Below are 26,354 nucleotides of genomic sequence, written 5' to 3'. Positions count from 1 at the left end.
GCACCTGGAAAAAGGGCGGAGCCAAGCTCCGCCAAAAGGCTTCTTCCAGAGATCGAATGACCCAGTTGTCATCCGGACGCCTCGCAAACAAAACATGAATGCACGGCTCATATTTTATTAAGGCCGGCGCATCAGCCTGTCAATCGTTCAAAAGGGAAATGGTCGGGCGGCAAATTCGGCTTCGGACGCAGGAATGTCTCGCAAACCACGCTCTACAACCCCGTCGAACAACCTTTTTTTGCCGAACCTTGGCTCCCAACTGCAAAGCTCGGGGGACAACAGCTTGATGCAGGGAATTGCAAGGTCTTGGCGGGTCGCATCAAACTCCCAAAGGCTGATCTCGCGGTCGAAACAGCCCTGAAGCAGGCTTTCAAAAGTTGAGGTCTTCTCCAGAACCTCAGGACGCGTGGCAACCGCACCCTGCAACGGCAGATCTTCGAAAATCACGCGCTCTCTGGCATACGCCAGCTGCCTGGGTAGAGACCTCAGCGCTTCTTTTGTGCCGTGACTGGCGGGATAGGATTTGTCCATCAGAGAGAGCGCGTTTTCCGATTGCAACATTTCCTGAATTGCACTGGTGCAGGCCTGTGCGGTGTCCCAACCGGCGGATGATCCAAACGCACTCCCCCGGCCGTAAACGTCATGAGAGACACAAATCACCACCTGGACCGGCAGGTCCGTGTCGACGTGCAAGAGCTCCCATTCCCGCGGCTGGTCATCGAGATATTGGACCAGATCAGGAGGGAGCATTTCCCTCACATAGCCTTCAGGTAGAGAAGTTATCCCCAGGCGGTTGTACCAGGCCTGCGCAACTGCATCACGCTCTACAAGCTCAAGAAGCGCGCGCGCGCGCGCTCCCTCAAGGTCATGCCAGACAGCGCATCCTACGCTCGAAGCAAAGGGCAAACGTAAGCCCGTAGCCTCATCGGCTTCGTTAAACAAAATTCCCAAACTAAGGCACTGCGCCTCTTCATCAGTCTGCAGATTCCGCAACCGGACACGCCTGTCTGAAAGAGATGACCAGTCTGAAGAGTTGACGCGTGAAAGATCCCGCCCGAGACGGAGCCTGCCGAGAGCGACACTTGCCTGGGCTTCACTCAATCCAAGCAATCGACCAAAATCTACCTGCGGTTGTTTTTTGTCGTAAGCGAACACCCTATTGTCACTAATCCCGATACTACAAAGGGTTAGCCTTTCGGAAAGCTCTCCAATACAACTAATAGCTGCAATTGATGCGATATCCCCCTGTCCACCGGCAGGAATTGGTGCCCCCACAGCTGGTACTTCTTTTGCATCAGTTTCAGGCGACTTGAGCAACCCGGTGCAAAAATGCACCGGGCATCCGGGGCGTGTCATCGGGACCAGTCTTGGGGAGAATGACGAAAGCAGCTTCAGGAAAAGACGAAGGTCCGGCTCCAGCAAGCGCACACGATCTCCCTCAACGCCCGGCTCCACCGCTATCAGGCCCAAACGCGACAGGTCCGCAAGTACGTCGTCCGCAAATCCACTTTCAACGATCATAGAAGAGACACCGCCGCCAACAGTGAGGATGCGGGACGGCTGCTTATGTTTTGATATGGCAATTTACTTCGCCTCACCCTGCAATTGCACACAACGTAGATTAACAAAACTGCCATTGAGCGAGTTCATTCCCTCGTTCTACATTATATTCGAAAGCAGTCGATCAGTAGTAAACAATCTCAATACATAACTATTTACTAAAGTTTGACCGAATTTCAAAAAGCCAGGTGACCATCCCACCACCAGGCAGGACACATTGCAACTCAACCTATCGGAGGCTCATAATGCACGCTGACACAACTTCCCGGACTGAACTGGAAATTGGCGCGAAACTTGGCGCGATCATTCAGAACACCACAGCACGTGAGCGGCTGGTTGCCAACCCGGCTGAAGTCCTGGCTGAAGTTGGCATCGACTCCGATGCCGCAATCTTCGCCGACACTGCTGACCTCGTCCATCTCGTGATTCCTGCACAAATCGACGCTGAACGCGTTGCAGCTGGCGATGAAAGCTATTTCGAAGAACTCGGTAAAGCTGCGCTCGGGACATGCTTTTACGACGACCTGCCGGAATAACTTTTTCTGGGCGACACGTTCCCAAACCCGACAAAATCGTCGTGCGGCGTTTCATTTGGCATTGCCAGATCCGCCGCAGACACACTTCCATTCCCTTCAGACAATTATGGTCGGTTGTTGGATGGTTTGCGAACACCTCAATAGATCTTTGAGTTGGACTATTCTGAATTGACAGGAAGGTGGAAAGCCATGGCGAGATTTCCATATTACAGGAGAAACACAGCAGACCTAGGACGCCTTTTGGCTAAGGCGAATTTAAATCCAGATTTTGCAGAAAAGCTAAAAAGCGACCCCCGATCTGTGCTGGCAGAACTCGGATTGCCTACCCAAACAACAGAATTGATCGACTTCAAGGTTGTTGACGAGCGTGATTGCTACAAAGCTCGTGTTCTGCCGTTCAAACTCAATCCAGCTAAGCTGTCCTCTGCGGATGTCTCATATGTCACTAGTGTTGCGAAACTCTTGAGCTAGGTTAATCTGGCTTGTTGAACAACACCCTTTGGACCAACTGAGCGCCCCGATCAAAATTTGCCCGAACACGCGCATCCTGGAAAAAATTGATGCGCTGGCGCCACTGCTCAGGTTGAACATTAAGGTTATCGTTAGGCAACAAGAAATGATTTCGTTTCTCGTTGAAGCTCTCCAGAATATTGATTGCCTCACCTTCTCTTCCTGAGCAAACAAGTGCTGCTACGCGTGTCGTCAGGCAACCAAGACTGCTTCCCGTACCCCGTTCAATTTGAACGATGGCGTTTTCGTAGTCCTCAGCAGCAAAAAAGATATTTGCAAGGTATTCGTAGAACACCCTGGGTACGAAAGAGAACAAGCGGAACGCGCGCTCGGCCGTTTCGCGGGCTTCGTTGACATCTCCCGAAAGTGCAAGTCCTTCTGCCACCGACATGAGGTTAGCGGGATCGGAAGAGCTGAGGCGACCCGCGTTTTGGAAGGCGCGTTTTGCTTCTTCAGGCATATTGGAAAGAATTAAGGACCAGCCGTAAACTCGCTGATTCACAGCTTGCCAAGGATCCAGTACGATTGCACGCTCTGCCATATCAAGCAGACTGCTCATTCCCTCTGAAGACGTTCTGTCATTAAGGGGATAATGCAACTCTTGCTTCATGATTATTGATGCCTTCCCGGCATAAATCATGGAGAAGGTTTTATTCGTCTGCTCCAGCTCGTTCAGCAGACGCATAGCTTTTTCATCGGATTGCGGCGTAAAATCCCAAAGTAGAGCCTCGGCCTGACACCAACGCGCGAATGCCGACGTATTGGCAGGGTTCCTCAAGCGACCTGTAGCGTGACCATGAATTCGACCGACAATCTGACTAGCTGCAGGGACGATGCCTTCCCAAAGCGTCAGGTCAACAATCTCATTAAAGACAATCTGCCCGTTTGTACGATCTTCGAATTGTACAACAATTTTTCCAGAACGTTCGTCATGCCTGAACCGAAGCAGATAAGCCCCCAATTCATGACCTTCGACAAGGGTTGGCTTCGGGGTATTCTCGTCGCCGAAATATTCGGATTCAAATAAATCGAATGATCTAAAGGACGATAGGCCTGACACGATTTCTTCTCTGAGGTGAACTGCGTCGCTCAGTCCTTTCTTCAGGAGCGATGAAGATACAATCGAAATTTCAGGCAGCCTTACAACTTCGTCGCTGTTTGAAAGTCCTCCCCCGATTGGACCTAATGCTTCCTGGCGCTTGAAGAGCTCTTCCCCAGTAGCCTCAACCTCGACCTCGCTAAGCAGTTTCCGAGTCTCGTCATCAGGCTCAGCGTCCAGATGAAGGTGCATTTCCCGTTCGCATGACCGGAATTGCTGTTCGGCACGTTCTCGCTGTCCCAGCTTCATGTAGAGACGAATAAGAACGCGATGGGCCGCTTCAAACGCGGGATCGAGTTTCAGGACAAAACGCGCCCCGGCCTCTGCCTGCACACCCCCGTCTTCCGTGGATATCCTGTTCAGATGCTTGAAGGCGGCGCTGATGAGTTCTGAGCGCACCCGTTCACGCTCGACCGTCAGCCACTCGGAAAATTCAGAATCGATATCGTCGTAGCCGGTCAGGAACTCGCCGCGCCACAGTTCCCCCGCCTTGCGGAAATCAGCTGCCTGCCCACGTTCCAGAAGCGTATTCATGGCCATGAGATCAGACGCAAACGCCGATGGGTCGAGTTGAATGTGACCTGGCGCTGAGCGCACTACATCGATGCCGGCCGTTTCCTCGGCGCTCTTCAACTGGCGCAATGCCTGACGCAAGGATTGCATTGCCTTGTGGCGGTCTGTCCCGCTCCAAAGCAAATCCGCCAGTGCTTCCCGGGGCGACGCCATACCGCTCATGCGGCTCAGATAGCCCATGATCGCCAGAGCCTTGCGGGTCTTGACCGCCACAGGTTCCTGGTCGCTATCAAGGAGCAAAGGCCGCCCAAGGCATGCAAAGCAGGACGCGATTGCCATCAATTCCCCGTAATTGAAATGCACGCTTCAGCCGTCGCCTTCGCGCAACCGCGAATATCACGCAACCTGAAACACAACAGCACCTTATCACGCTCATTTCACGCTGCAACAGCATGCTTTAATCGGATGGTCACAGCAGCGACGCTGCAATCGGCAAATCAAATACTGGTGGGTAGTAAAATGTCTAAGACCGTTAGCAAATCGGACCGCACTGAACTCGAGCAGGAGCCTGCAATCGAGGCGATCAAGCGCATGATCCGCTACACGAAAAAAGAATCGGACAAGGACGGCCGTACGTTCTGTTCCTATTTCCTGGATATGGCTCTTCAGTCCCTGGAAGATGGTTCCGAGGACGTGGACATGATCCTGAAAACAAAGATCACGCCGCTCATGGTTGGCCAGAAGGTGGAATCGGGAAAGTCCGAGACGCTCTGACCTTCAGGCGAATCGCGGTCTAGAAACACCGCCGTGCTCCTATATTGCAGGGGCCGGCGGTTTTTGTTTTTTGCAGGCTTTTTCCAAGTACTTCACTTGAACGTCCAGTTAGGGACATCTGCACGGCAGGAAGCCTTTCCACGCAAGGCAGAGGCATCGAAGCTCAGGTTTTTTTTCAAAAAAATGAAGGAGATGGCGACTCCGGCAGGATTCGAACCTGCGACCATTCGCTTAGAAGGCGAGTGCTCTATCCAGCTGAGCTACGGAGCCAATTTCTCAGGAACGCAAGCCGTTCCCAGATGAGACCATCAGGCAGTATCTCTGAGGCCTGCCAGACGTTCATGCAAACTTGGATCGAGACCAAACGTCCGGAGGCAACCCGATCCGGCGATCGCCTCCACTGCCCTAATGCGTCAAAAACCCGGCTCGTGTCGATTCGAAATCGGCGCTTTCAACAGACAATCCGATCTCTTGCCGAACAGGTCAGAGGAGCCGAACGTTCTTGTTCAGTGGGTCCAGGGCGCAGACCGGTTGAATTTGAAATTGTCCGCATAGGCAGACCCGCGCACCTTGCGCTCCTGGGCTTTCTCAACCCTGTGCGGAATGCCATGGCGCTTCGCATATGCGACAGCTTCTTCTGAAGTCTCGAAATAGAGCCGGATTTGCTGCTTCATGTCGGAAGACGACGTGTAACCCATCAAAGGTTCGACGGACTTGGCGACCTCCGGCTCGTAATCCAGCACCCATCTCTGGGTTTTCGCCTTGCCTGACTGCATGGCGGTTTTCGCCGGACGGTAGATACGCGCAACCATGTGACAGTGCCCTCAAGTCTGAATATGTGAGATGCAATTCCTTACAGCAGCTTTTTCCCGCCTTTGCCGCCGGTGTCAACACCGATATTGGCCGCAACCCGCAATCTTCGGTTCGGCGACGACTCATTTAACAGCACAAGTATGTATTAACGGTGTTGGTGGAGAGGCGATTTATGACATTCACGTAACATGACATGGAGGCGCAACTCATGCTATTAACTACCCTAACGTGAACTTGTCTGGAAGACGCCGATTTTCGGAACGCAGTGCAGGTTCAAAAAGTACAGAATCGCAGGGCCGGACAGCCTGAAAGGGCCGATCCAAAGATCAAAACGATAAGGCTTTGACATGCATTACGAATTTCTGAAAAGACTGGAAGGCTATGTTCCAGAACATGTTCGGCCGGTCACCAGAGCACCGGAAAAAATTGCGCCGGTCGAACTGAAAGCGGCGATCGACGACGCCAATCTCACTGAAATGTGGGACATGATCCTGACGCTGGACTATTCGGTATCCGACCCCACCGATCTGTCACCGGAAAAACGCGACGAATTCCTGAATGTCATGTCGCTGTTGTTGAAAGCCTTCGACCGGTAGAAATGGTTATTGGCAAACGGCCAAACATGTGTGATGTCCCTGGTCGATTTTTGCCGGATGGAACAAATCAAAACATGAGAGAGGACCGTGCTAACACGCCCTGATACTCATTTTTCGGAACTCGGCACACAGGCCATTGAAAAAGGGCTTGCCGACCCGGCTGTGTCTGCGTTCTACGACAGCATCATGTCGACCGATGCGGTTCAGATCCAGCAATGCCTGAAACCGTTCCTGCCTCATTTGAGCCTTTGCTCGGACAAGATGCCCGGAAACGCTCCTCCTCCGATCTTCTATGTCGGTAAGGAAAGTGGGCAGCGACACCTGTTCGGCGAAGACTGGGCAAGCCCAGCGACACCCGTCTGCGGTCTACGCACACCTGATCCGGACCTGGAGAAGGCTTCGGCGGAAGGTTATCGCAAGGCTTTGGAAGGCACGCCTTATTACGGCTACGCCCACACGAAAATTCAGGTCAATGGCGAACTCTATGAAGTTGCGTTCGAGCGGTTGATCGTCGCCGTGCGACCTTCGTTGCAATCCGATCTTCGCTTCTGCGCCTACCTGGGCGTCATTCAGGATCTTCAGCGGACGTCCTGAGGATAAGTTTTACAAGGCCGTGTAGATCGCTTCTGGTGGCATAGACCAGCCAGTCATCCGGCCTGATATGTCCAGGCGCAATCTCCCAATGCGTTCCGCGTGGCACGAACCTGCGGTAACCGACCCGGATGCCGAAGCCTTTTTCTGCGCTTTTTGCGGCCATCAGGCCATAGAGATAGTCCGGCGACCACTTCAATAGTGAGAGCAGAAACCCCAACTGGGTCAAGGGCTCGGCAAGGCCCTGCCCCCGGATGTCCCGTCTCAGCCAGAGATTGCCGTGATAAACGATACGCCCGCGCATGAAATAGGCGTCATGCGCGTGCTCTGTCCCGAAGCGAACCTGAGGGTTTGGATCGACAAAGATCCTGCGTTGTTGCTGATGCCAGTGCTCGGCAAGGCTCCTGTCTTTCAGGTCTTCCACCTTTGCAGCTTGCACAGACACGACGTTACCATGACTGTTGACGGCCCCTACCCAGAACGCGGTCGTCCCGTGCAGGTCGAAAAACCGCGGTGAAAAATCTTCCATCAGGTATTTGTCTTCGGTGCTCCGGACGGTCTTTTCGAAAAGCGCAAAATCCGCGCTTTCCTTCAGAGAAAGCCCGGCCTTTTCAATTCTGGACTGCAGCACGGCTATCGCCGCCGATACATCCAGCGTCGCCTGGTCGTCAGGATCCGGTATCATCAGCCCCATCCGGCGCCGCCTGCATGCCGTCGCAAGCGACGTCACTCCCACAGGCATTGGAAACGCCCGTCCGACCAGTCTGTTATGCGGCGATAAGTTGCACAAGACGCCTGCGTAGCTTGGCCCTAGTTATCCCGGCCTTTAGGCACGGAACCACAGCAAGCGCATGGATTTGCATTGCAAAGTCCCAGGTCACGCGTACCGCATCACATCGATTTTCAGGAGAATGAATGGTCGGGGCAGCAAGATTCGAACTTGCGACCCTCTGGTCCCAAACCAGATGCGCTACCAGGCTGCGCTATACCCCGAACAGTTAATGCGCTCGGATTTATAGGCCACAGACTCTATCGTCAAGCTAGAACAAACCAAGAATATCCGAGTTTTGTGGGCAAAACCTGACAAACATGTCCCGTACTTTGTTCTCAGTTTGCACACAAAAGCAAAACGGCACGCCCGATGACCGTGAACGAGCCTCGTAAACGCGACGGCCAAGGCATCGTGCCGTCACGGTCTTTGAAATTGCAAACTGAACTTCAGTATATTTGCTTGATCAACCAGATTACTGGCGGCATTCTCCCGCATGAAAAGTATCCAAGCAATTGAATCAAATACCAAAACGTTTCCATCAGCCAAATTACAATTTTTGATATTGATTTCAGGAAAAGAAATAGATGATCACCAAAGATGACTTCACAAAGGCATTAAAAGATTTCGGTGGATCCGAGTCCCAGAAAATACTTCAGGATCCACAAGCATACCAAGCTACCTTTGACCTGCTGATCACCGTCGCAGAAGATTCGTCAATCTTCCAAAAAAAGCTGTCGATCGCGAATACAGCAGCGGGTGTAGCCAATATGGCCGTTGGACACTCCTCTGCCGACCGTCGGACAAAGAATGCCGTTCGCGCGGGATCCTTTGCTTTGAGCCAATTCCAGCAGACAGCGAATCTAGCAAGTGTCACCAGGTTATCGCCAGGAGCCGCGATGGTTGCTGTCAGTGCCACAGTCGTCAACAAGACAGGTATTATCGTGTCCTTTGCGGGCGGGGACAAAAAGAAGGCTCAGTGCATCGGTGCGGTGATGGAGCTTTCTGCTTCCGCGGTAATCACCGCCGTGTCTGCACCAACGGGTGTCCTGCTGGTCCTGTCGGTCGCCAGTCTGGCCGCCTCATCGGTCAACGCATATAATTCATGTTTTTAGAATTTTCGGGCAGGCAGGAATAGGGGCAATTCGGTTTCATTCCAGCTGCATGGACGGGCTGCTGACCTTGTCTCCGGCCGAAATTTCGAGTTTTTCCGCCAGACCGGCGTTTATTTCGAACACGTACTTCGCCGGACCAAGCGAGGGAATGACGTCTTCGGAAAAAGGCGTGGTGTTGTCGGCGATGCTGACGATGGAACCCTTCGCGTCGATGAAAATGATGTCGAGCGGCAGTGGCGTGTTTTTCATCCAGAAGTAACGGTCGCCCTCCCCTTCGAAGAGGAACAGCATGCCGCGTTCCGCCGGCATCTCTTTGCGGAACATCAATCCCATCGACCGTTGCCGGTCCGTTGCCGCAACCTCCGCCTTGAACTGGTGTTCCTTGTCTCCAGATCGAATGACGAGGTCTTCCACCGGCAGGTTCAGCTGCGGGTCCTGCGCCAGCGCCTGCCCTGGCGAACCCGCGAGCGAAATCCAGAGTGTTGCGGCAAAAAGCGAGAGGCACAGAAAGAAAGGACGCATTCTGAAAACTTCCTGAAAGACCCGGCAGAACCGGTTTGGGAGACTGGCAGTCAAAGGCAAGGCCGGAATATCACTTCCCGTTTGCCGAAGAAGATTGCCTGAAGGTCGACAAACAAAAAGGCCGGAACATGTCCGGCCGAGTCAATGTGCAGAATGACGGAAAGTGGGGTCAGTGAGAGGCAGGTATATGGGTGCCTGTCCCGACCGGCCGGATTTCAGCGGCCATGCGGCCTTTCGGGCCTTCGCCGAAGCGCACCAGCACATCCTGGCCGGGACGCAATTCAGTGATGCCGAAGCGTCGCAGCGTCTCCATGTGGATGAAGATGTCTTCTGAACCTTCACCCTGGGTCAGAAACCCGAAGCCCTTGACGCGGTTGAACCATTTCACGGTCGCTTTTTCAAAACCGCTTTCGGGGACAACCTGAACATGGGTGCGCGACGGTGGCAGCTGTGACGGGTGGGTCGCTGTGCTTTCGTCCATCGACAGGATGCGGAAGGCCTGAAGACCGCGCGGTCGGTCGAGTACTTCGCAAACAACCCGCGCGCCTTCATAAGCAGTCTGGTACCCGTCTCGCCTGAGGCAGGTGACGTGCAAAAGGATATCACCGTCGCCGTCGTCCGGGACGATGAAGCCATATCCTTTCCCGACGTCGAACCACTTAATCGTTCCGGCAATCTCGAGAACATCGACGGCGACTTCGTCCGTCAATGTTTCGAGTGCGCGGGGCTCCCGTGCGGTTTTAACCCCCATAGCCATTTGTCCCGTCTCTGGTCCGCATCATTAAGCTGAAGGCAAAATTCGACTCACCAGCCAGCTGATTCCTAACAAAAGGATAACATTGTGCTTTCTGGCGAGAAGGGAAATTGTCGGACTAACCACAGACCATTTACGGAAATCAGGCCGGTTATTCGCCAAATCTCGCAAATGTTTGAGCTAAAGGTGTTCGAATGACTGTTGACGCGTAAGAATCGAGCGGCGTTTCCTGGCCGTTTAGAATCACCAGTTCAGCACCGCCACGAACAGCGATGGCCGGCAGTTGTGCGGCTGGATGCACAACAAGTGACGAGCCCAACACCAGAAACAGATCGCAAGCAGCAGCAGCCTCCGCTGCCCGCTCCAGTTCCAATTCCGGCATCTGCTGCCCGAAACTTATGACCGCCGCCTTCAACAGTCCGTTGCAATCTGAACATCTCGGACTTTGCCCGGCGTCAACAATCGGCCTCTGAGCTTCCAGTTCAGCCCGCGCCCCGCAGGAAAGACAGGTTGCGAATGTGGAATTGCCATGGATCTCGACAAGCAGGTCTTCCGGAAACCCAGCTCGCTGGTGCAGGCTATCGACATTTTGTGTGATGAGGCAATGAAGCTTGCCGGCCTGCGCCAGGCTCGTCATGGCCCGGTGCGCTGCATTCGGCTCCGCTCTTGCGAAATAGTCCATCATTTCGAACCGGCGGCCCCAGTCTTCCAGGCGACTATCCTCATCGGCGACAAAGTCCTGGTATTGAACAGGCTGACGTTTGGACCATATCCCGCCAGGTGAACGGAAATCCGGAATTCCGGAGTCCGTCGATATCCCCGCCCCGGTCAGGGCAACGATCTGCCGGTAGGAACCTTCCTTGAACTGTGCCACAAAGCGCTGAGCTTCGGGCAAGGTATCAATGCACTTCATCGGCCGGTCCGGTGCCCGTTTGGAAAATCCCTCGATTGAGGAAAAGGATAGGACATGCGTTATTTGCACACGATGGTCCGCGTGACCAACATTGAAGACTCACTTGATTTTTATTGCAACAAGATGGGCATGACGGAAGTCCGTCGCTACGAAAACGAAAAAGGCCGGTTCACCCTGATCTTCCTCGCCGGATCCGATGATGTCGAAGCCGGAAAGGCAAACGCTGCGCCGCTTCTGGAGCTGACCTACAATTGGGATCCGGAAACCTACACCGGCGGCCGCAACTTCGGCCATCTCGCCTATGAGGTCGATAACATCTACGAATTCTGCGAGAACCTGCAGAACAAAGGTGTCACCATCAACCGTCCTCCACGTGACGGCCGCATGGCCTTCGTCCGTTCGCCGGACAACATCTCCTTCGAGCTGCTTCAAAAGGGTGAAGCGCTTGAAATCAAAGAACCCTGGGCCTCCATGCCCAATACCGGCGAATGGTAAAACCGGACAGTTTTCAACAGGCGCAGGCCCGGGATTCCGGGCTTGCAAAAAATTGTCGCAAAGGCTCTTGCGGGCTGCTCCAATCCCGCCTATAAGCCTCCCCACGACGCAGCCGCGTCGACCGCGCGCCCATCGTCTAGCGGTCTAGGACGCCGCCCTTTCACGGCGGAAACACGGGTTCGAGTCCCGTTGGGCGTGCCAACTTCTTCCCTTCCGGTTCAGAAGCAGGCACCTGGCATTCGCGTAAGCTACTGGTCAAAGTGCACCTGGCGATACGTAACTGCCTTTTATATCCAAGGCAGGTTCGTCCTTGCGGAACAAAGTCCGCCCCGGAAATTCCTTCTTGTAGAATGCTTCGATATCTGCGGCTGCAGGGCCGGCATACTCTATCCGTCCGCTCGGGAAGAATATGTCCAGGTCGTCATCCTTGTGCTCCGTCGCATATGTTTCCTGCGAACCGTGCAAGACCATGGCAATGCCGAGCCGGTTGTTGACGAAATGCTGCACGTCAAAAAACTTTGGCGAGCGCGTGTGCTTCTGACCCAGGCGATCCTCTCTGACGCGGATCAGCTGGTCAGGTGCGTCCATATCGACAATGCCGTAGAGATCGAAGTCTCCGTGCACACACTTGGCCGCGGTGATAAGCGAACTGGACGAGAACTTCACACAGCCGAAATAGGGGTCTTCTGGATTGCGTTCGACGAAATAAACGCCTCCACGCGGAATGTAGGTCAGTTTCCGTTGCTGTTCGAAGGTTGCCATTTCAGGTCGCAACTGTTTTTGAAATTCCCTCCATTCCTCGATCACCTTTGCCATCTTGCTCGCCTTGAAGGCCTTTTCGCCAACGATTTTTGGATCGACTACCAGGCCCGCAAAGTTCTTGCGCTGCGCGTCCGGACACTTGCTTCCGACGGGCTTAACATCGAAATCCGCAGTCTTGGCCTTGCAATCCAGGCGCTTGGGCGCGGCGTAGGGTTCGCCAACGTGCTCAAGGGATGCAGTGTTTGTCCGTCGTACCAGAATCGCAACGTTGTAGAGCCGGGCTGCGGACTGAAATACGCCGACATGCTTGGCTCTCATATGTTTGAGAATATCTGCTCTTCCGGCCATAATGTGTTCTCCGCTGAGTGCAGGCTTCAATCGGGCCTGCGAAAACGCGCATTTGCAATGAAACCAGATTACCAGACAGTCTCCCAAACTCGGTGATTCAAGTCACAAAGCGTTTTTTCAGGTCGAAAAACCCGGTCCGTTTTCAAGTTGTGGCCGGCAAAAAATCCGCCACCACCTTCCCTAACGTCCTTTCGTGTTAACGTAACTCAAAAAATGGCAGCAACTGTCTGTTGAAAAGTGGTTTTTGGAAAAAGGATTGGCTATAGTCTGCAACTGATTTTAGTGGGGTCATCAACGGACCGTTGCGGTCCGGATTCAGTTGGTTGCAGGGACAGCTTCTTCTATTTGACGTTCCTGTGACGCGTATTACAGAAACATAGTGCCATCCGGGGTACCTGTTCCTCTCAAGAGGACAAAGACCTCGTGTAAAGATCGGTTCAACCGACAGGCAACCATGATCTACGAGAGGACAGGATATGTTCAAACGAATGATCGCCGTGCTGGCAATAATTCTCGCAGGGACGGCTCCGGCACTGGCTAAGCGCGTTGCCCTCGTACTCGGCAACGGCGCTTACGAGCACACAGTACAACTTCCTAATCCGGCAAATGACGCCGAGCAGATGGCCGCCAAACTCAAGGCCCTCGGCTTCGAAGTCGTCGCCGGCCAGGACCAGACTTATGGTGAAATGCGCAGATCCGTCATGGATTTTGCGAAAAAGGCATATGGCGCGGATATCGCCATTCTCTTCTACGCCGGCCACGGCCTTCAGGTCGCCGGTCAGAATCATCTGGTACCTATCGACGCCACGATCGAGGATGAAACCTCGCTCGACTTTGAAACCATTACCGTCGATTTCATCATGCGCCAGATGTCCAAGGACGTGAAGGTACAGATGGTGTTCCTGGATGCCTGCCGCGACAATCCGCTGGCCCGCACCCTCGCACGCCGCATGGGACCGAGCCGCTCCGGCAGCATTGGTGCAGGTCTTGCTGAAATCAAGATTCAGGAAACCGGCGGCGAAGGCTCCGTGATCGCATTCGCGACCAGCCCGGGAGATGTTGCCCTGGACGGAGACGGTGCGAACTCGCCCTTCACCTCTGCGTTGATCAGACATATCGACACGCCGAACGCTTCCATCCAGACCGTCATGACTCGCGTTACCGGTGAAGTCTATGAAGAGACGGAAAAGAAACAGCGCCCGTGGGTGAATGCATCTCTGATCGGCGAAGTGTTCCTGAACAAGCAGGCCGCACCGGCCGCGACGACCACTGTTGCCTCCCTTGGCGACACCGCGACGTCCGCTCCGCAGCAGCCGGTTGTCAACAATGCAGCAACGACCTCCCCCAGCCAGTCGGCAATTGCATGGGAACGTGAGAAGCTCATCTGGGAAACTGCCAAGTCCAGCAACACCGTTGCTGACTACAAGGCTTACCTGGATGCCTACCCTTCAGGCCTCTTCGCGGACTTTGCGCGCAATTCCATCAAGCGGCTCGAAGCCGGCAGCCAGGTTGCTTCGGTCAATCCGACCGTCGTCCCGGGTGCAGCAACGGCTCCTGCCGCCAGCACCACGGGCGTTGTGGCGACCCTGCCGGACCCGCAAAAGGCCGTTCCGGGTAACGAGGCGACCGAAGCTTCACTCGGCTGGAACCGTACTGCCCGCCGCGAAGTTCAGACCCGTCTGAACCTGGCTGGTCAGGATGTCGGCCGCCCGGATGGTGCCTTCGGTCCGAAGACCCGCGCCGGTGTAAGTGCATGGCAGGCTGCCAACGGCATCGTCGCCACGGGTTACTTCACCGCCGCCCAATACGCCTTGCTGACTGCACAGACGGCGACGCAGTATTCGGTCTACCAGGCTGAAGTAAACCGCAAGCAGCAGGCTGCCGCGAGTGCCTCTCGCAGTGCGACTTCCACGCGCCGCACCAACAACACCACCACTCGCCGTGCGAACAACAACAACAATGGTGGTGGCATCAACCCGGCCGGAGCCGCTTTCATCGGTGGCGTTGTGGGTGGCATCATCGGCGGTGCAATCGGTCGCTGATCAACCGACCTGTAGTCACATGCCAAACCAGAACGGCCCGGTCTTGAAAACCGGGCCGTTTTTGTAGCCACAGATGAGGTTTTGCGCACGAACGGTTCGTTTGCATTGCAGGAACGCCTTGTGTTCCTGTCAATCGAGATGCAGCCGAACGCTTGTCAACTTTGAGGTTCGGGCTTCGTCCAAAATCCGCACGACCTGCTGAAAATCGGTTCCCTTGCCAGGTAAAAGAACAGCGTCCCTGGCACCAGCTTCTGCCAACCGGTTCAGCTCCTCTGCCAATCCCGCAAGTGGTAGTTCATTCCCGTTGACAGTCACGGCAGACAGATCTTCACCGGGAACAGACTTCACAACGATCAGGACTGCGGGAACGCTGGCGTTCGATTGTGCCTCTGCCCCCCCTGCCGGCGCACCGCCACCAAGCGCAACTTCCAGCGGCCGCCAGACACCAAATGTGGAAGACAAAAGAAAGAACATGATCAGAATGAAGATCACATCGATCAGAGGTGTCAGCGGAATGCGCTTTCGCCTTGCAAGCGGTGTTTCGATGGAGATCATGGCTCAGGCCATCCCGGGTCTTCAGGTCATTCCGAAAATCGAGTTTCGCCGAAATACCACTTCAGCTCAATCGACTTTCCTAAATTGACCGCGGGTTCGCAATTCCTTAGCGTATTTAGCAGGTTGGCAAACTGGAAACACGAGCATGAAAACGGACCGCGACAGCGGCAAGGTTAGGCAAAGACGCCGGATCGGGTTACGCGGGATCGCGTTATTCGGGGCGGTGGCGTTGTCTGGAATTTTGTCGACCTCTGCTGCCCATGCAGGCCTGCGTGTTTGCAACGGGTCCGTTGATCTCGTGAACGTCGCGATCGGCTATGAAACCGACGAAGGCATGCGGACTGAAGGCTGGTGGACAATCACTGCCAACGCCTGCAGCCAGGTGCTGCAGGAACCTCTCGAGAAAGCACGCTACTATCTGCACGTGGCAGACGGTTTTGGCGAAAGCCGTCTTGGAGGCGATATCACGCTTTGTATTCGCGAGGAAAAATTCGTTCTTTTCGATGGCGATCAGTGCTGGCAACGCGGGCTGATCGAAGCAGATTTCTTTCAGGTCGAAACCGAGGGAAAACAGGATTGGACGGTCCTATTGTCTTACGATTAGGGACAGCAAAGACCGGCATTCACAACCCTTGCCAACATTCATTGACGCATTAACCGGGGGAACAAGATGCGGATATTGGTTCAAAGAGTTTTTATAGCGATTGCAGTTGCCATTTTGGCGGCACCCGCACAGGCACAGCAAGTGACGGGTAAAATCAGCCTCGAACTCAACCAGTTGCAACCGACAGCGGACGGCGGCTGCCGCCTTTCGATCATCGCGACCAATGGCCTTGAACGCCCCATGGACAAGCTCGGCCTGGAAATGGTTGCCTTCAACAAGGACGGCCTGGTGGATCAGTTTCTGCGTCTTCAGTTCTCCCGCATATCCGCCGGTAAAACCAAGATCCTGCAATTCGACCTTGCCGGTAAGGCATGCGACAGCCTTTCGCGGCTTCACATCAACGACGTCATGAATTGTGTGCCTTCCAGCATTACCGATGTCTATTGCCCGGATCTGCTGGACCTGAGCAATCGTACACCCATCGAATTCGGCGATTGACCCTACCCTTGAACGTCTGATGGAGCGTCTTTCGCATGGTCGAGACATCTTCCTCCCTTCTGGAGCTTGGCGGGCCCGTCGTGCTCATCCTGCTCGCGATTTCCGTTGCAGCGCTTGCAGTCATCCTCGCCAAGACCGTTCAATTCTCCACGGCCCGTGTTGGCCGTCACGGACTTGTTCGTCAGGCTGTCACGCAATGGCGAAGTGGTGAACGCACCAAAGCCGCGCAAAACCTTTTGAAGGACAGGTCCTTGTCGGGTGCACTTGTGCGCAGCGCCATGGATGCCATCCAGATGCTGGATCAGCAGCCCCTGTCCTCTCAAGTGCGCGACATCAGGGAAGAACGACTACGTGAGGAAATTTCTGCCAGGGCTGCCGACCGTCTCTTCGGCCTCGCCAGTTGGCTGAAGGCACTTGATCTGGTGACGCAGATTTCGCCCTTGCTCGGCCTGTTCGGCACGGTTCTCGGGATGATCGAAACGTTCCAGACCCTTCAGGAATCGGGTGCGTCCGCCAATCCTGCCACGCTTGCCGGTGGCATCTGGGTAGCGCTCCTGACAACTGCCTGCGGCCTTGCCGTTGCAATGCCGGTATCCATTGCCGTCACCTGGTTCGAAACGAGGCTGGAAAAGGAACGGGCTGCGCTGGAAGTCCTCCTCACCGGCGTCTTCACTGCTGGTGCTTCATCATCGCAACCTTCAGCGTGACACCTTGAACGCCGTCAGCGAATAAACCCCAGGCTCTGCCAGTATCTCGGCCACCCGGTCGGCAGGAAGCCGTCCGAATCGAGCAGGCTGCCGCTCTGAAGGGCGGTTCCAGATTGCGAGCACGAGCGCTGTCTCGTCGCTCTTGTCGCTGGCAATCATCGTCACCGGTACCTTGAAGCGCCAGCCGCCTGCCGTCTGACTGTTCGATGCAGGCAGAAGAAACTCCCGGCCATCATGGATCTGCCCGGCATCATCGATCAGGTACAGTTCAGGTGGCCCCTTGCCGCTGAGATCCAGTCCCGACTGTTCCGCGCTTGCGATCCGCTCGATCGGCAAGTCACGCTGAATCACTCCTGAAACAGGAGTTCCGCTGCGCACGACCGTCCGGTCCAATTCGACCAGACCGGCAGCTTCAATGCCTTCAGAAACGCCAAGGGCATCCAGCAAGGCGCATTGCCTGCGCGTCACCAGTCGGACTTCGATCTTTGCCTCGAAACCCTGATCCGCCTTGAAGCGCTGATCGAAGATAGCGAAAGGCGCTATGCCTGCGCCAAAGGCCGTAACTTCCGCGGTATCCGCACCAGCTGCAAGAACAGACATATGTGTGCATTCACCGAACTTGTAACCGGCAACATAGTCCGACACCTTTGCCAGTGGATCTATGGAAGCAACTGCGACGGGCGGCACGTTTTCTGTCAACTCCCCCTGTGGCTGTGTTGCGGGGACCGTTGAAGAGACCGGGGCATTGGGCGCTAGCTCGGGCGTTTCCGCTTCCGTGGGCTGCAGGGCAGCAACCTGTTGTTCCGCTGGCAATACCGCATCCACCTCCGCAGTAACCACCGGATCGACAGTAACGCTGGTATCGGGCGCAACAATGCCCGGGCTTTCGACAGAAGGCTGCGTTTGTGGAACAAAGGCCTCAGACACGACTTCGTTGCCAGTGGGTTCGGCAGGTGTCTGATCGACTGCGAGCGGAGCCAGAACAGGACTTTCCTGCACAGCCGAAACGATTGTCTGCGTCTCACCTGCGGCGGCAACCTCACCGATATCCGTTGCAACCGCGACCGAATGCACCACTTCCACCGTGTCAGGGACTTCGGCACCGGAAAGAGTGACTTCAGATCCGGCAACAACGCTTGGCGCGACGGGCGTCACAGCGACAACCGCATCCGGTACAGGCGTGGCTGCGACAACGGTGGAGGCAGTTTGCGGAACAACAGAAGGCTGAGTCGCCTGAAGCTGCTCCGGTGGCGTTGCGGTGACCGGGTTTGTTTCGACAGGGCTGACTTCTTGCGCTTCAATGATAGGCGTGTCGTCGGAAAGCGATTGATCCAGAACGGTTACCGGCACGGCTTCAACCAGTGTATTGACTGGGCTTTCGGTGACCACCGGCTCAGACAATACCGGCTCCAGAATCTCCGCAGTCTCGGAATTGACAACCGTTTCCACTGGCACAGAAGTCTCGACGGGCAAGGGAGTGTCCGGTTCGAGCGGTTGTGTGATTTCAGTTTCGACACTTGCCAGATCTTCAAATGGCAGACCACCACTTTCCAGGATCACTTCGGTCTCGACCGGTGGCAAGGGGGCTTCTTCCGTCCAAGGCAACGCTGGCAGGCCGTAGATCAGCGCGGAAACATGCAACGCAACCGAAACGCCCAGAACAGCCGGCCAGACATACCCCGGGATATCCCATTGCCGGTCCTGGTTATAGGCGACAACGGTCAAGGTGCACCTGCCTCAACAGTCATCAGTGTCAGGCGTTTCACACCGCCAGCTTTCAATCTGTCGGCAAGCGCAGAAACGGCTTCCATTCTGGTTCGCTTGTCGACCTGAACCACCATGTGGGGCCTGTCGGATTGCCGAGCTTCAAGAAATGGGCCCAGATCGTCGTAAGCCAAAACTTCACCGTCGAACCAGACAGTCCCTGCCCTGTCCAGCACAAGACTGCCTTCCAGTTTGCCGCTGCCATCGTTCTGTTGCGTTTCCGCCCAGTCGAACCCTTCAGGCAAAGGTGGCCGAAGCGTTCCGGATACCAGTAGAAACAGCAGCAGCAGGAACACCACGTTGATCAATGCAAGGGAGCTGTCCGCACGCCGGTGCGGTTTCAGCTCCTGCAAATGGATCGGTTTGGTGTAGCGTTTCATGGTTGGCCAGAATATCCGCTGCGCCAGGTCTCTTCCCGGTCAGGGCACCACTTTGACCGTGGTTGCCGTTGCCCGCAAGACCGGACCATCCTGCATCAGCTTTTCGAAATAGTCTTCCGGATCGTTTTCGCGGCGCTCAGAAAGCGTCTTGGTTATGTCCGGGCCCACCATGGCAATGATCAGGCCGGTTTCTTCAGTAGACGTTTTCAAGGTCAGCGGCACAACGAAACCGGCGCCCCGGTCGTCCGTCTGCAGATATGGGGACAGATTGACCGTCTCCCCCTTGCTGTTGACGAATATAAGCCCGAGCCCGCCCGTTGATGGTTCATAACCGGAAATTCGGCCAGCCATGTTGCTGCCGTTCGGCACGACCGTCCGCTGCATGTCGAGACGCAATTCGGTCTTGGCGTTTCCCTGTGGTGTTCCTCTCAGAAAAGCTATCGCCGGACATTGCGCATCGCTCACCAGGTTGACCTGGATCTTCGCTTCAAACCCCTGAGACTGGGTGAAATCGCTGTCGAAACTGATGAATGGCGGCGTCCTGGAAGCAAATCCCTCAATCTCTGCGGAACGGCTCGCGATCTCTATCGGTTGCAGATACATGCAATCGCCCGCCTGGTAACTGCTCACGAAATTCCGGATCCGGTCTTCGGGGGTCACGTTTTCAGGCGTCTCTTGCGGATCGGTTGCCACCGGTGGCCGGGTAACGGTTTCGGTCGGTTCCGGTTTCGTGTCGACGGTCTCCTCTGGAGGCTTGGTCGGAATTGTCGGCACGGTGTTGTCCGGCGTCGTCGGCGCCTGCGTTTCCGGCGTTTGTGTTGACGGCGACTGAAGTGCAGTTGTTTGCGTTTCAGTTGGCTGCTGGAACACTGGTTGCTGCGTTGCCGGTTGCTGGGTCGTTGGCGTCTGCGTTTGTTGTGTCACATTCGTCTGCTGAGACGGTGCGTCCGGCGCATTCGGTCGTGGCGGTGCTACGAGCACAGGTTTCTGGTCCTGCTCGGGCACGGATTGACCGACCAGGAAATAGACACCCCCGGCACCGACACCGGCGAAACCGAGCAGCGACAAGGCAACCAGAATGCGCTTGCCCCAGTTTGCTTGAGGCGGCGGTTGATCCAGTGCGGATTGTTCCGGCGGTGGCGCAGAAGACGGCCGAATGATCGTGCGGTCCTGGTCCTGCCGCCCCATCGGAGCACCTAGCGTCCAGTCCGCAATCTCCTTCATGCTGGCCGGACGGTTTGCCGGGTCGGGCTGTAACATGGCCTCCAGCAACGGACGGAAACGATTGTCGATACCTTCCAAGGGAGGCGTCTGCCGTCGTTTGTCGACGATCTGCACCTGCGTGCCGCCCATGTCGATCTGTTTGCCGGTCAGGGCTTCCGCAATGACCAGGCCAAGCGAATAAATGTCACTGCGCGCAGTCACCTTGGCATCGAAAATGCCGACCTGTTCTGGCGAAACATAATTGACCTTGCCTGCAAAGCCGTCACCGATAATGGTCGGCCCGCCTGTGTTTGCCCGCGAAATACCAAAATCGATGATTTTGGCCTGCGCGACATCTCCGTTCTGGAGAATGACGTTGTCCGGCGAAAGATCCCGGTGGATCACTTCCCGGTCGTGAACCGCCTGCAGGGCTTCAGCCAGACGCTTGATCAACCGTGCCACCGCCTCCGGTTCCAGCGGACCGGATTCAAGGCGCGTGCTCAATGACGGGCCACTGACGAACTCCATCGCCAGGTAATAAATTCCGAGCGTAGGTTCTTTCGCGAACACGTAGTACTGGGTCAGTGCATCGTGTTTGAGTTTGCGAAGGATCTTTGCTTCCCGCTTGAACAGATCCAGGATCATCGGGTCGCGCGAGAAGGTCGCGAGAAGGACCTTGACGGCAACCGGATCCCCGCTTTCCACGTCCCTTGCCTTGTAAACCGTCCCGATACCGCCATCGGCAATATGTTCTTCAATCTCATAGAGATTGTTGAGCCGGGTTCCGGCTGGTAGCAGGTGGGCACCAACGTTCATCAGTTGCGAACTCCTTCGCGCGCAGACATTGCATCGATATCGACAATCACGACAGTCACGTTATCCGAGCCGCCCTCTTCGAGCGCTCCATTGATAAGACATTGTGCCGTCGGCTTCGGCGCGCCGTTCATCAGGAAAGTACCAATCACACTATCGTCCAGATGTCCGGTCAAGCCATCCGAACACAGAAGAAACCGATCGCCCTGACGCAGATTTCCGGAAACCAGTTCAAGTTCAAGCTCGATCCCGGATCCGATCGCCCTGGTGATGACATGCCTGCGGGCGAACGTCCTTGCTTCTTCAGGCGTCAGCACGTTCTGGTCCACCAGTTCCTGCGCCTCGGTATGATCTGTCGTCAATTGTTCAAGACGGCCATTGCGCAGACGGTAGACACGGCTGTCGCCTGCCCAAAGGCACGCAAAGTTTGATCCGGAAATCAGAAGCGCGGCGATCGTTGTGCCCATGGCGGCACCGTTCGCCTTGGCCGCGGCCTGTTCGATCCGGTCCTTTGCGGTAATCAACCTGCTTTCGAACTGCTCCAGAAGGTCTTCCGCACTGCGCGGTTGCGCGATACTGGCAAGGGCCTCACGCACGAGACTGGACGCCATCGCACCGTCATGCATGCCTCCCGCTCCGTCCATCACTGCGAAAACGCCCTTGCCCTCGTCAACGTAGAACGTGTCCTCATTGTGTTGCCGAACCCGGCCAACATGGGTCAGTCCAATCGCAAAGCCACGCATAGAGGCTTCCATTTGTTCGATCATGTTCGATGATCCTCCGGATGAAATCGCCCATGACTATTCCCTGCCACGTCCTGTCGAGCTTCCGAACCGGCGTAGGATTCCGGAAGCAGCAGCCATTGAAAGGCGCTTGCGTCCGGCAGGCCTGCACACGAAAACTCAAAACCCACTTCTCCTGCACGGCACCAGAATTCGGATGACAGAACATCCGTTCCTGGCATCGTCGGTAATTCGGCATCCCTGCCCTTCTTGCCGCTTGCCTCCACCGCAAGTGGCGTTTCCAGACTTGCGACAGCCTGTTGAAAGTCTTCCAGGCTGGCATCTTCCTGCAAGGTGTCACGCAAGATTATCTCGGCACGGTCGTACCAGGTCTCTTCCGGCCGACCATTCTGCGTTTCCAGTCGGATGTCGCAGGCAAGTGTCAATGGAAAGGTCCGGCCGACCTTGTCGACATTCGGCATGAAAGCACCGGCGACGGCCTGAAAAGGTTCGTCGCCCTCTGAAGTGTGCAATAGCCAGAATCGCCACACCGGCATTGTCATGAAGGCTTCCTCCCACCTCGCGCCCAGATCCAGACGGGATTGAGCGAGTCCGGTCATCAGGAAGGCCTCCCAGCTTTTCAGAAAGCCGGCAGGGCACTGCCCGATGACAAAATCCGCTCTTGCCGGCAGTTTGCCGAAATAACCGGTTCCCATTCTAGAAGCTCGTAGGGCAACTGAAATCGCCGACTGCCGACAGGAAGAACGGGTTCGGATTCGTTCTAAGCGTCACCGTGAAGGAAACCTGTCTGCCGCCAAGCGTTTCGCGCACGACGAACTTGTTCTGTCCGGAACTGACCCTGTTATCGCGAACGAAGCGATAGAAGGCCCAATCTCCATGGATTTCACGACGAGATCTGTAGCCAGGCACTTCCGGCTGAATCACCAGTACAACGCGCGGAGTAGCCGTGTTGCTGGGCCAATCAAAGTTGGCCGGCAACGGTTCGATTTCCGCGTTGAAGCCGGGACCACGCGTCACCAGTACGAGATTGCCGTTCACTTCCAGGCTGGCCGCGTCAGCCTGCTGAGACAGGGCGCGCGGAACCACCTGAAGTCCGACGGACGGAAACGCGTTTCCTGTCGGGAAGAAGGCCTGCTTGATCAGGTCTGCACGTTCGAACTGCCGAAGCGTTGCGTTCGACAGACGGTCCGCCTGAGAAACCTCAGGCTTCCAGTTCCAGGGGCGCGTCGAGGTATCGACAAGCGGCTTCAGGTTTTCATCGAAAAACCGCTGCATGATTCCTGTCGGTGCGAACAGTTTGGCAAATTCCGTCATCGGCACTTCGGAGCGACCGTTTTCAAACGGGTAGTTCCGGGCGACGATCCTGCGGCATTCACCAACAACCTGGGTGCTCAGCTTCTCATTCAGCTGCGTGATCGAGGTTTCCTTGAACTCCTCGTCAAATTCCTTCGCAGCCTGGATAATCAGTTTATCGAAAGGCGGCGGGAACCGCGTCGCGTTGCTTCTCAGCAGAGACGCCTGAATTTGCACGTTGGAATTTGCAGTTTCGCTCTGCAGCGGGTTGTTGGCCACGATCAGAAGGTTATCGAGGATGTTCTTGAAATTCAGCAGCAAGGCATCGATCTTGCGGCTGTTCTCGCCTTCCACAAGTACATGGTAAGGACGGAAGTGATCCTCGATCGCCTTGCCCGGAATAATGGTTGGACCTCCGCTACCAGCGGCAGTTCCAAGCGCATTGGACAAACCTCCCGGCGCGATTGCCTGAAGTCCGGCTTCAAGGCCGATACGTTTCAATCCACCGGACGAATCCAGCACGTAGCGCTGGAAGATCTTCTGTGCAGCGTCAGTGCCGGCATCTTGCGCGTTGCCACCTGTCAGGTTTCCGGCAAGGCCTTCACTCGACAGATCCTGGGTGAGCAGGGTTTCGCGCCGAATGCTCTCAAGAAGCTGCACGACGGGTGATGTTGGTGCCGAGACGGCCTGAAGCGTCGTGTAAAGCGGCTTGTCGTTGCGCATCGACTTGAATTTCAAGTTGCCGAGCGCCTCTTCCCAGGCTTCGATGAAATCCTTGGTGTAAAGCGCCAGGATCTCGCCGGGAAGCGACTGATATTGGTCGGAAAAGGCATCGGCTTCCCCGACATCCCCAAACACCCACTTGTCCCGTTCCAGTTCTTCACGAATGCCGGCAAGGTTCGGCAGAACGGAAAGGTGGAAGCCCGGATAGGTGAAGAACTTGTCGACCGCGACCGTGTCCAACGTGTCGCCATTCTCCGTTTCGAAAACGGTCTCCATGTCGGAGCCGCCACGTTGTTCCGCAATCCAGTCTTCGCTGGCAAGACCCTTGGCACGAGACTTGAGAAGCGCATACCCACGCTCGGCCAGGCTGACACGTCCGAGCTCTCGCTGGACCTCGGCAACCAGAATGCCGTCCAGCTGATCGGTCAGGACGTTGCCACCGAAATCGAGATCGAGCATCGCGGCAACGTGGTTGTTGAGCTCGTTGCGCAAGATCTCGCCCTGAGGTCCAGGGAAGCTTTGCAGGAAGTCGGCACGGAACGAATTCTTGATCTGCTCCTTGTCGATCTCCGGCGCATCCCCCGCCACCATGCGGTACAGCTTTGCCAGATTGTAGAGCGTATCGACGTCCTGTCCGCCCGGACCGGTGCGATTGTCGAGCACCTCGGTCATCTGCTCTTCGATCCTCAAGAGCAAACGCGGTCGCAACAACCTTTCAAGACCACTTCTGTAGGACGTCACGCCAGCTGCTTCCAGACGGTCGCGCTGGCTGAGGCCGAACTGTTCCATGACAGGCGTTGGCGTATCGCGGCTGTCGTAACCGGCCGGCAATCCCCGCAACATCGACAGGATGTAGGCGGTATCCGCCAGATTGTCGTCACGTACAACCCGCTCCGCCAGAACGGTTTCGCCGTTTACGCGCACCGTGTCCACAGCCTTGGCGGTTTCGTCAATCAAGGCCTTGTTGTTGAGATAACTGATCCCCCACAAGCTGCCGAGGCCCAGGGTCACGAGAGCAATGGCTGCGTAAGCCGCAATGCGGGTTGCGGTCGCAACTCTGACGGCCTGCCGGTTATGGGTTACCCAGCCGGCTTCTCCGATAATCACCTTGGAAAGAAGATCACGCAGGAAGTAGCTCTTGCCCTGACCGGATAGAGCGGCCGCCTGATAGGCTGTCCCGAAGGCCTGGCTCATTGAGCCGATGACCCTGTCGATTGCCGTGCCTTTTTGGGTGCCGGAGGTAAAATAGAAACCGCGCAGAACAGCATTCGGATAATATCGGCTCGGTTCGAAAATCACATTGAGGAAACCGGTCAGACGGTCCTTCAGAGCAGCGACCTGTGTCGGGAAGCCATAGAGCATCAGCCGGGCGCGCGGATCCGGTTCTTCCTGAAGACGGTCCGCCATTTCCTCGTTGAGACGCTCCACCAGAAGATCAAACTCGGCGGGCGCTTCCGACACCATGTTCTTGGTTTTTTCGCGTGTCTGAAAGGTCGCTCCCCAGACCAGGTTGCGACGGGTTTCGGGATAGGAGCCGAAAAACTCCATGAAGCCCGCAACCGTGTCTGCCTTGGTGAAGATCACATAGACCGGGAAATCGATTTTCAAGGTCTTGTAAAGTTCGATCAAGCGCGTGCGGATCGCATCGGAATGCTGTTTCAACTCATCGTCAGACAGCGTCATCAGGTCTTCAAGACTGATCGACACCATGACGCCGTTGATCGGCTGACGCGGACGGGCCTTGCGCAGAATATTGAGGAACCCGTGCCAGGCTTCGCGGTCATGCTCTTCGTCGGAATCCTGCGTTGTGTAACGCCCTGCCGTATCGATCAGCACAGCCGTTTCAGCAAACCACCAGTCGCAATACCGGGTTCCGCCGAGGCCCTCCAGCTTCTGGGCCTCTCCCTTTGCGCGCGAACCGGCAAACTTCAAACCGGAGTGCATCAAAGCCGTGGTCTTGCCGGCGCCCGGAGGGCCGATCATCAGGTACCAGGGCAAGTCGTAAAGATAGGTGCGCGCGTTTCCGCTGGACGTCTTGAGCGTCTTCAGAGCGTCCTTCATGCGCTCCGACATGATCTGCAAGTCGGCATCACTTGCCTTGGGTTGCAGGATCTCACTCTCGAGTTCCCGGTTGGCCTTGACGCGCTTGTAGATCCGGTAGCCGGTCCAGCCGCCAACGGTCAGAAGGACAAGCGCAACCAGCGACAACCTTACCCAGAGAGGTTCGAAGGGCCTCACACCGGCGATCGACAGGAACGGCCCGCCAAACCAGATCAGACCGATCAGGGCGAGTATGCCGATGACGATTGCCGTTATTCCGAGCCAGAATTTCATAGATACAGCCTTGTTCTGCGGTTGC

General features: G+C 55.8%; 25 protein-coding genes, 3 tRNA genes and 1 pseudogene. 12 read left to right on the top strand and 17 right to left on the bottom strand.

Translation table 11 applies throughout. The features are described 5' to 3' along the window. Positions 1-147: 147 nt before the first annotated feature. Positions 148-1,521, bottom strand: a complete 1,374-nt coding sequence (locus ACYQ6M_RS12990) for a YcaO-like family protein (protein ID WP_460074229.1) — start codon at positions 1,519-1,521, stop codon at positions 148-150. Between the two features lie 284 nt (positions 1,522-1,805). Here ACYQ6M_RS12990 and ACYQ6M_RS12985 point away from each other — a divergent pair, with 284 nt between their 5' ends. Together ACYQ6M_RS12985 and ACYQ6M_RS12980 are read left to right on the top strand one after the other, a co-directional pair. Beyond that, positions 1,806-2,096 (top strand): hypothetical protein, encoded by a 291-nt coding sequence (locus ACYQ6M_RS12985; protein WP_460074228.1) that lies wholly within the window; start codon positions 1,806-1,808, stop codon positions 2,094-2,096. Between the two features lie 189 nt (positions 2,097-2,285). Then, positions 2,286-2,567: a hypothetical protein gene (locus ACYQ6M_RS12980; RefSeq protein ID WP_460074227.1), complete on the top strand. Its 282-nt coding sequence runs from the start codon at positions 2,286-2,288 to the stop codon at positions 2,565-2,567. A 1,330-nt stretch (positions 2,568-3,897) separates the two neighbouring features. Here the strand turns inward: ACYQ6M_RS12980 and ACYQ6M_RS12975 are convergent. Then, a pseudogene (locus ACYQ6M_RS12975) lies at positions 3,898-4,239 on the bottom strand (AfsR/SARP family transcriptional regulator); the annotation flags it as partial. 498 nt (positions 4,240-4,737) lie between these two features. Between ACYQ6M_RS12975 and ACYQ6M_RS12970 the strand changes: the two are divergent. Next, positions 4,738-4,992, top strand: a complete 255-nt coding sequence (locus tag ACYQ6M_RS12970; RefSeq protein ID WP_022998829.1) for a hypothetical protein — start codon at positions 4,738-4,740, stop codon at positions 4,990-4,992. A gap of 193 nt (positions 4,993-5,185) precedes the next feature. Here the strand turns inward: ACYQ6M_RS12970 and ACYQ6M_RS12965 are convergent. Both ACYQ6M_RS12965 and ACYQ6M_RS12960 read right to left on the bottom strand, forming a co-directional pair. Then, positions 5,186-5,262 (bottom strand) — tRNA-Arg (locus ACYQ6M_RS12965). Positions 5,263-5,498: 236 nt separating this feature from the next. Beyond that, positions 5,499-5,804 (bottom strand): ETC complex I subunit, encoded by a 306-nt coding sequence (locus tag ACYQ6M_RS12960; protein ID WP_022998830.1) that lies wholly within the window; start codon positions 5,802-5,804, stop codon positions 5,499-5,501. A 348-nt stretch (positions 5,805-6,152) separates the two neighbouring features. Here ACYQ6M_RS12960 and ACYQ6M_RS12955 point away from each other — a divergent pair, with 348 nt between their 5' ends. Together ACYQ6M_RS12955 and ACYQ6M_RS12950 are read left to right on the top strand one after the other, a co-directional pair. Beyond that, a complete protein-coding gene (locus ACYQ6M_RS12955) occupies positions 6,153-6,401 on the top strand; it encodes a hypothetical protein (RefSeq protein ID WP_055654038.1) in 249 nt (82 codons plus the stop codon). A gap of 87 nt (positions 6,402-6,488) precedes the next feature. Beyond that, positions 6,489-6,995: a hypothetical protein gene (locus tag ACYQ6M_RS12950; RefSeq protein ID WP_460074226.1), complete on the top strand. Its 507-nt coding sequence runs from the start codon at positions 6,489-6,491 to the stop codon at positions 6,993-6,995. Here ACYQ6M_RS12950 and ACYQ6M_RS12945 read toward each other — a convergent pair. Both ACYQ6M_RS12945 and ACYQ6M_RS12940 read right to left on the bottom strand, forming a co-directional pair. Next, positions 6,967-7,677 (bottom strand): hypothetical protein, encoded by a 711-nt coding sequence (locus ACYQ6M_RS12945; RefSeq protein ID WP_055656487.1) that lies wholly within the window; start codon positions 7,675-7,677, stop codon positions 6,967-6,969. The genes ACYQ6M_RS12950 and ACYQ6M_RS12945 overlap by 29 nt on opposite strands. 231 nt (positions 7,678-7,908) lie before the next feature. Next, positions 7,909-7,985 (bottom strand) — tRNA-Pro (locus ACYQ6M_RS12940). Positions 7,986-8,348: 363 nt separating this feature from the next. On the opposite strand from ACYQ6M_RS12940, the gene ACYQ6M_RS12935 reads away from it, so the two are divergent. Beyond that, on the top strand, positions 8,349-8,876 hold the full coding sequence (locus ACYQ6M_RS12935; protein ID WP_206906376.1) for a hypothetical protein: 528 nt from the start codon (positions 8,349-8,351) through the stop codon (positions 8,874-8,876). A gap of 36 nt (positions 8,877-8,912) precedes the next feature. On the opposite strand, the gene ACYQ6M_RS12930 is transcribed toward ACYQ6M_RS12935, so the two are convergent. From ACYQ6M_RS12930 to ACYQ6M_RS12920, 3 genes are all read right to left on the bottom strand, one after another. Next, a complete protein-coding gene (locus ACYQ6M_RS12930) occupies positions 8,913-9,398 on the bottom strand; it encodes a DUF192 domain-containing protein (protein WP_228868425.1) in 486 nt (161 codons plus the stop codon). 169 nt (positions 9,399-9,567) lie between these two features. Further along, positions 9,568-10,149 (bottom strand): cold-shock protein, encoded by a 582-nt coding sequence (locus ACYQ6M_RS12925; protein WP_022999344.1) that lies wholly within the window; start codon positions 10,147-10,149, stop codon positions 9,568-9,570. A 154-nt stretch (positions 10,150-10,303) separates the two neighbouring features. After that, positions 10,304-11,065, bottom strand: a complete 762-nt coding sequence (locus tag ACYQ6M_RS12920) for an SIR2 family NAD-dependent protein deacylase (protein ID WP_460074223.1) — start codon at positions 11,063-11,065, stop codon at positions 10,304-10,306. Between the two features lie 54 nt (positions 11,066-11,119). Here ACYQ6M_RS12920 and ACYQ6M_RS12915 point away from each other — a divergent pair, with 54 nt between their 5' ends. Then, entirely contained in the window at positions 11,120-11,560 is a 441-nt protein-coding gene (locus ACYQ6M_RS12915) for a VOC family protein (RefSeq protein WP_022999346.1), read from the top strand. 125 nt (positions 11,561-11,685) lie between these two features. Beyond that, positions 11,686-11,761: transfer RNA gene (locus ACYQ6M_RS12910), tRNA-Glu, on the top strand. Positions 11,762-11,815: 54 nt separating this feature from the next. Here ACYQ6M_RS12910 and ACYQ6M_RS12905 read toward each other — a convergent pair. After that, the gene (locus ACYQ6M_RS12905) at positions 11,816-12,700 is read right to left on the bottom strand and encodes a hypothetical protein (protein WP_460074221.1); all 885 of its coding nucleotides are present in this window, start codon (positions 12,698-12,700) and stop codon (positions 11,816-11,818) included. A gap of 446 nt (positions 12,701-13,146) precedes the next feature. Here ACYQ6M_RS12905 and ACYQ6M_RS12900 point away from each other — a divergent pair, with 446 nt between their 5' ends. Then, positions 13,147-14,712, top strand: coding sequence for a caspase family protein (locus tag ACYQ6M_RS12900; RefSeq protein ID WP_055654023.1), 1,566 nt, complete (start codon positions 13,147-13,149; stop codon positions 14,710-14,712). Between the two features lie 129 nt (positions 14,713-14,841). On the opposite strand, the gene ACYQ6M_RS12895 is transcribed toward ACYQ6M_RS12900, so the two are convergent. After that, positions 14,842-15,267 carry an ExbD/TolR family protein gene (locus tag ACYQ6M_RS12895; protein ID WP_055654021.1) on the bottom strand — a complete coding sequence of 142 codons (426 nt, stop codon included), beginning with the start codon at positions 15,265-15,267 and terminating at the stop codon, positions 14,842-14,844. 145 nt (positions 15,268-15,412) lie between these two features. On the opposite strand from ACYQ6M_RS12895, the gene ACYQ6M_RS12890 reads away from it, so the two are divergent. The 3 genes from ACYQ6M_RS12890 to ACYQ6M_RS12880 all read left to right on the top strand — a co-directional run bounded on the left by ACYQ6M_RS12890 (position 15,413) and on the right by ACYQ6M_RS12880 (position 17,076). Further along, positions 15,413-15,871: a DUF1036 domain-containing protein gene (locus ACYQ6M_RS12890; protein WP_082444406.1), complete on the top strand. Its 459-nt coding sequence runs from the start codon at positions 15,413-15,415 to the stop codon at positions 15,869-15,871. 141 nt (positions 15,872-16,012) lie between these two features. Further along, positions 16,013-16,369, top strand: a complete 357-nt coding sequence (locus tag ACYQ6M_RS12885; protein ID WP_022999351.1) for a hypothetical protein — start codon at positions 16,013-16,015, stop codon at positions 16,367-16,369. Between the two features lie 35 nt (positions 16,370-16,404). Next, entirely contained in the window at positions 16,405-17,076 is a 672-nt protein-coding gene (locus ACYQ6M_RS12880; RefSeq protein ID WP_022999352.1) for a MotA/TolQ/ExbB proton channel family protein, read from the top strand. Here ACYQ6M_RS12880 and ACYQ6M_RS12875 read toward each other — a convergent pair. The 6 genes from ACYQ6M_RS12875 to tssM are packed head-to-tail and all read right to left on the bottom strand — an operon-like array spanning position 17,068 to position 26,329. Continuing rightward, positions 17,068-18,801 (bottom strand): hypothetical protein, encoded by a 1,734-nt coding sequence (locus ACYQ6M_RS12875; RefSeq protein ID WP_460074217.1) that lies wholly within the window; start codon positions 18,799-18,801, stop codon positions 17,068-17,070. The genes ACYQ6M_RS12880 and ACYQ6M_RS12875 overlap by 9 nt on opposite strands. Next, a complete protein-coding gene (locus tag ACYQ6M_RS12870) occupies positions 18,798-19,220 on the bottom strand; it encodes an ExbD/TolR family protein (protein WP_055654016.1) in 423 nt (140 codons plus the stop codon). The genes ACYQ6M_RS12875 and ACYQ6M_RS12870 overlap by 4 nt, the downstream gene beginning before the upstream one ends. A 39-nt stretch (positions 19,221-19,259) precedes the next feature. Then, positions 19,260-21,239: a serine/threonine protein kinase gene (locus ACYQ6M_RS12865; protein WP_460074215.1), complete on the bottom strand. Its 1,980-nt coding sequence runs from the start codon at positions 21,237-21,239 to the stop codon at positions 19,260-19,262. Next, entirely contained in the window at positions 21,239-22,003 is a 765-nt protein-coding gene (locus ACYQ6M_RS12860) for a PP2C family protein-serine/threonine phosphatase (RefSeq protein ID WP_022999356.1), read from the bottom strand. The genes ACYQ6M_RS12865 and ACYQ6M_RS12860 overlap by 1 nt, the downstream gene beginning before the upstream one ends. Continuing rightward, entirely contained in the window at positions 22,000-22,674 is a 675-nt protein-coding gene (gene tagF, locus ACYQ6M_RS12855) for a type VI secretion system-associated protein TagF (RefSeq protein WP_460074212.1), read from the bottom strand. The genes ACYQ6M_RS12860 and tagF overlap by 4 nt, the downstream gene beginning before the upstream one ends. 1 nt (position 22,675) lies before the next feature. Further along, positions 22,676-26,329 carry a type VI secretion system membrane subunit TssM gene (gene tssM, locus ACYQ6M_RS12850; RefSeq protein WP_460074210.1) on the bottom strand — a complete coding sequence of 1,218 codons (3,654 nt, stop codon included), beginning with the start codon at positions 26,327-26,329 and terminating at the stop codon, positions 22,676-22,678. Between the last annotated feature and the right edge of the window lie 25 nt (positions 26,330-26,354).

It is taken from the genome of Roseibium sp. ROS1, assembly GCF_054658215.1.
Note: the sequence above shows the minus strand (reverse complement) of the source record. Positions and strands in the feature narration are given on the sequence as shown.

Excerpts from the sequence above, each read along its gene's own strand:
- ACYQ6M_RS12860 (WP_022999356.1), bottom strand. The coding sequence starts at position 22,003 with ATGATCGAACAAATGGAAGCCTCTATGCGTGGCTTTGCGATTGGACTG.
- ACYQ6M_RS12925 (WP_022999344.1), bottom strand. The coding sequence starts at position 10,149 with ATGGGGGTTAAAACCGCACGGGAGCCCCGCGCACTCGAAACATTGACG.
- ACYQ6M_RS12890 (WP_082444406.1), top strand. The coding sequence starts at position 15,413 with ATGAAAACGGACCGCGACAGCGGCAAGGTTAGGCAAAGACGCCGGATC.
- ACYQ6M_RS12960 (WP_022998830.1), bottom strand. The coding sequence starts at position 5,804 with ATGGTTGCGCGTATCTACCGTCCGGCGAAAACCGCCATGCAGTCAGGC.
- ACYQ6M_RS12900 (WP_055654023.1), top strand. The coding sequence starts at position 13,147 with ATGTTCAAACGAATGATCGCCGTGCTGGCAATAATTCTCGCAGGGACG.
- ACYQ6M_RS12930 (WP_228868425.1), bottom strand. The coding sequence starts at position 9,398 with ATGCGTCCTTTCTTTCTGTGCCTCTCGCTTTTTGCCGCAACACTCTGG.
- tagF (WP_460074212.1), bottom strand. The coding sequence starts at position 22,674 with ATGGGAACCGGTTATTTCGGCAAACTGCCGGCAAGAGCGGATTTTGTC.
- ACYQ6M_RS12935 (WP_206906376.1), top strand. The coding sequence starts at position 8,349 with ATGATCACCAAAGATGACTTCACAAAGGCATTAAAAGATTTCGGTGGA.
- ACYQ6M_RS12985 (WP_460074228.1), top strand. The coding sequence starts at position 1,806 with ATGCACGCTGACACAACTTCCCGGACTGAACTGGAAATTGGCGCGAAA.
- ACYQ6M_RS12865 (WP_460074215.1), bottom strand. The coding sequence starts at position 21,239 with ATGAACGTTGGTGCCCACCTGCTACCAGCCGGAACCCGGCTCAACAAT.
- ACYQ6M_RS12895 (WP_055654021.1), bottom strand. The coding sequence starts at position 15,267 with ATGATCTCCATCGAAACACCGCTTGCAAGGCGAAAGCGCATTCCGCTG.
- ACYQ6M_RS12870 (WP_055654016.1), bottom strand. The coding sequence starts at position 19,220 with ATGAAACGCTACACCAAACCGATCCATTTGCAGGAGCTGAAACCGCAC.
- ACYQ6M_RS12920 (WP_460074223.1), bottom strand. The coding sequence starts at position 11,065 with ATGAAGTGCATTGATACCTTGCCCGAAGCTCAGCGCTTTGTGGCACAG.
- tssM (WP_460074210.1), bottom strand. The coding sequence starts at position 26,329 with ATGAAATTCTGGCTCGGAATAACGGCAATCGTCATCGGCATACTCGCC.
- ACYQ6M_RS12915 (WP_022999346.1), top strand. The coding sequence starts at position 11,120 with ATGCGTTATTTGCACACGATGGTCCGCGTGACCAACATTGAAGACTCA.
- ACYQ6M_RS12955 (WP_055654038.1), top strand. The coding sequence starts at position 6,153 with ATGCATTACGAATTTCTGAAAAGACTGGAAGGCTATGTTCCAGAACAT.
- ACYQ6M_RS12880 (WP_022999352.1), top strand. The coding sequence starts at position 16,405 with ATGGTCGAGACATCTTCCTCCCTTCTGGAGCTTGGCGGGCCCGTCGTG.
- ACYQ6M_RS12970 (WP_022998829.1), top strand. The coding sequence starts at position 4,738 with ATGTCTAAGACCGTTAGCAAATCGGACCGCACTGAACTCGAGCAGGAG.
- ACYQ6M_RS12980 (WP_460074227.1), top strand. The coding sequence starts at position 2,286 with ATGGCGAGATTTCCATATTACAGGAGAAACACAGCAGACCTAGGACGC.
- ACYQ6M_RS12990 (WP_460074229.1), bottom strand. The coding sequence starts at position 1,521 with ATGATCGTTGAAAGTGGATTTGCGGACGACGTACTTGCGGACCTGTCG.
- ACYQ6M_RS12945 (WP_055656487.1), bottom strand. The coding sequence starts at position 7,677 with ATGATACCGGATCCTGACGACCAGGCGACGCTGGATGTATCGGCGGCG.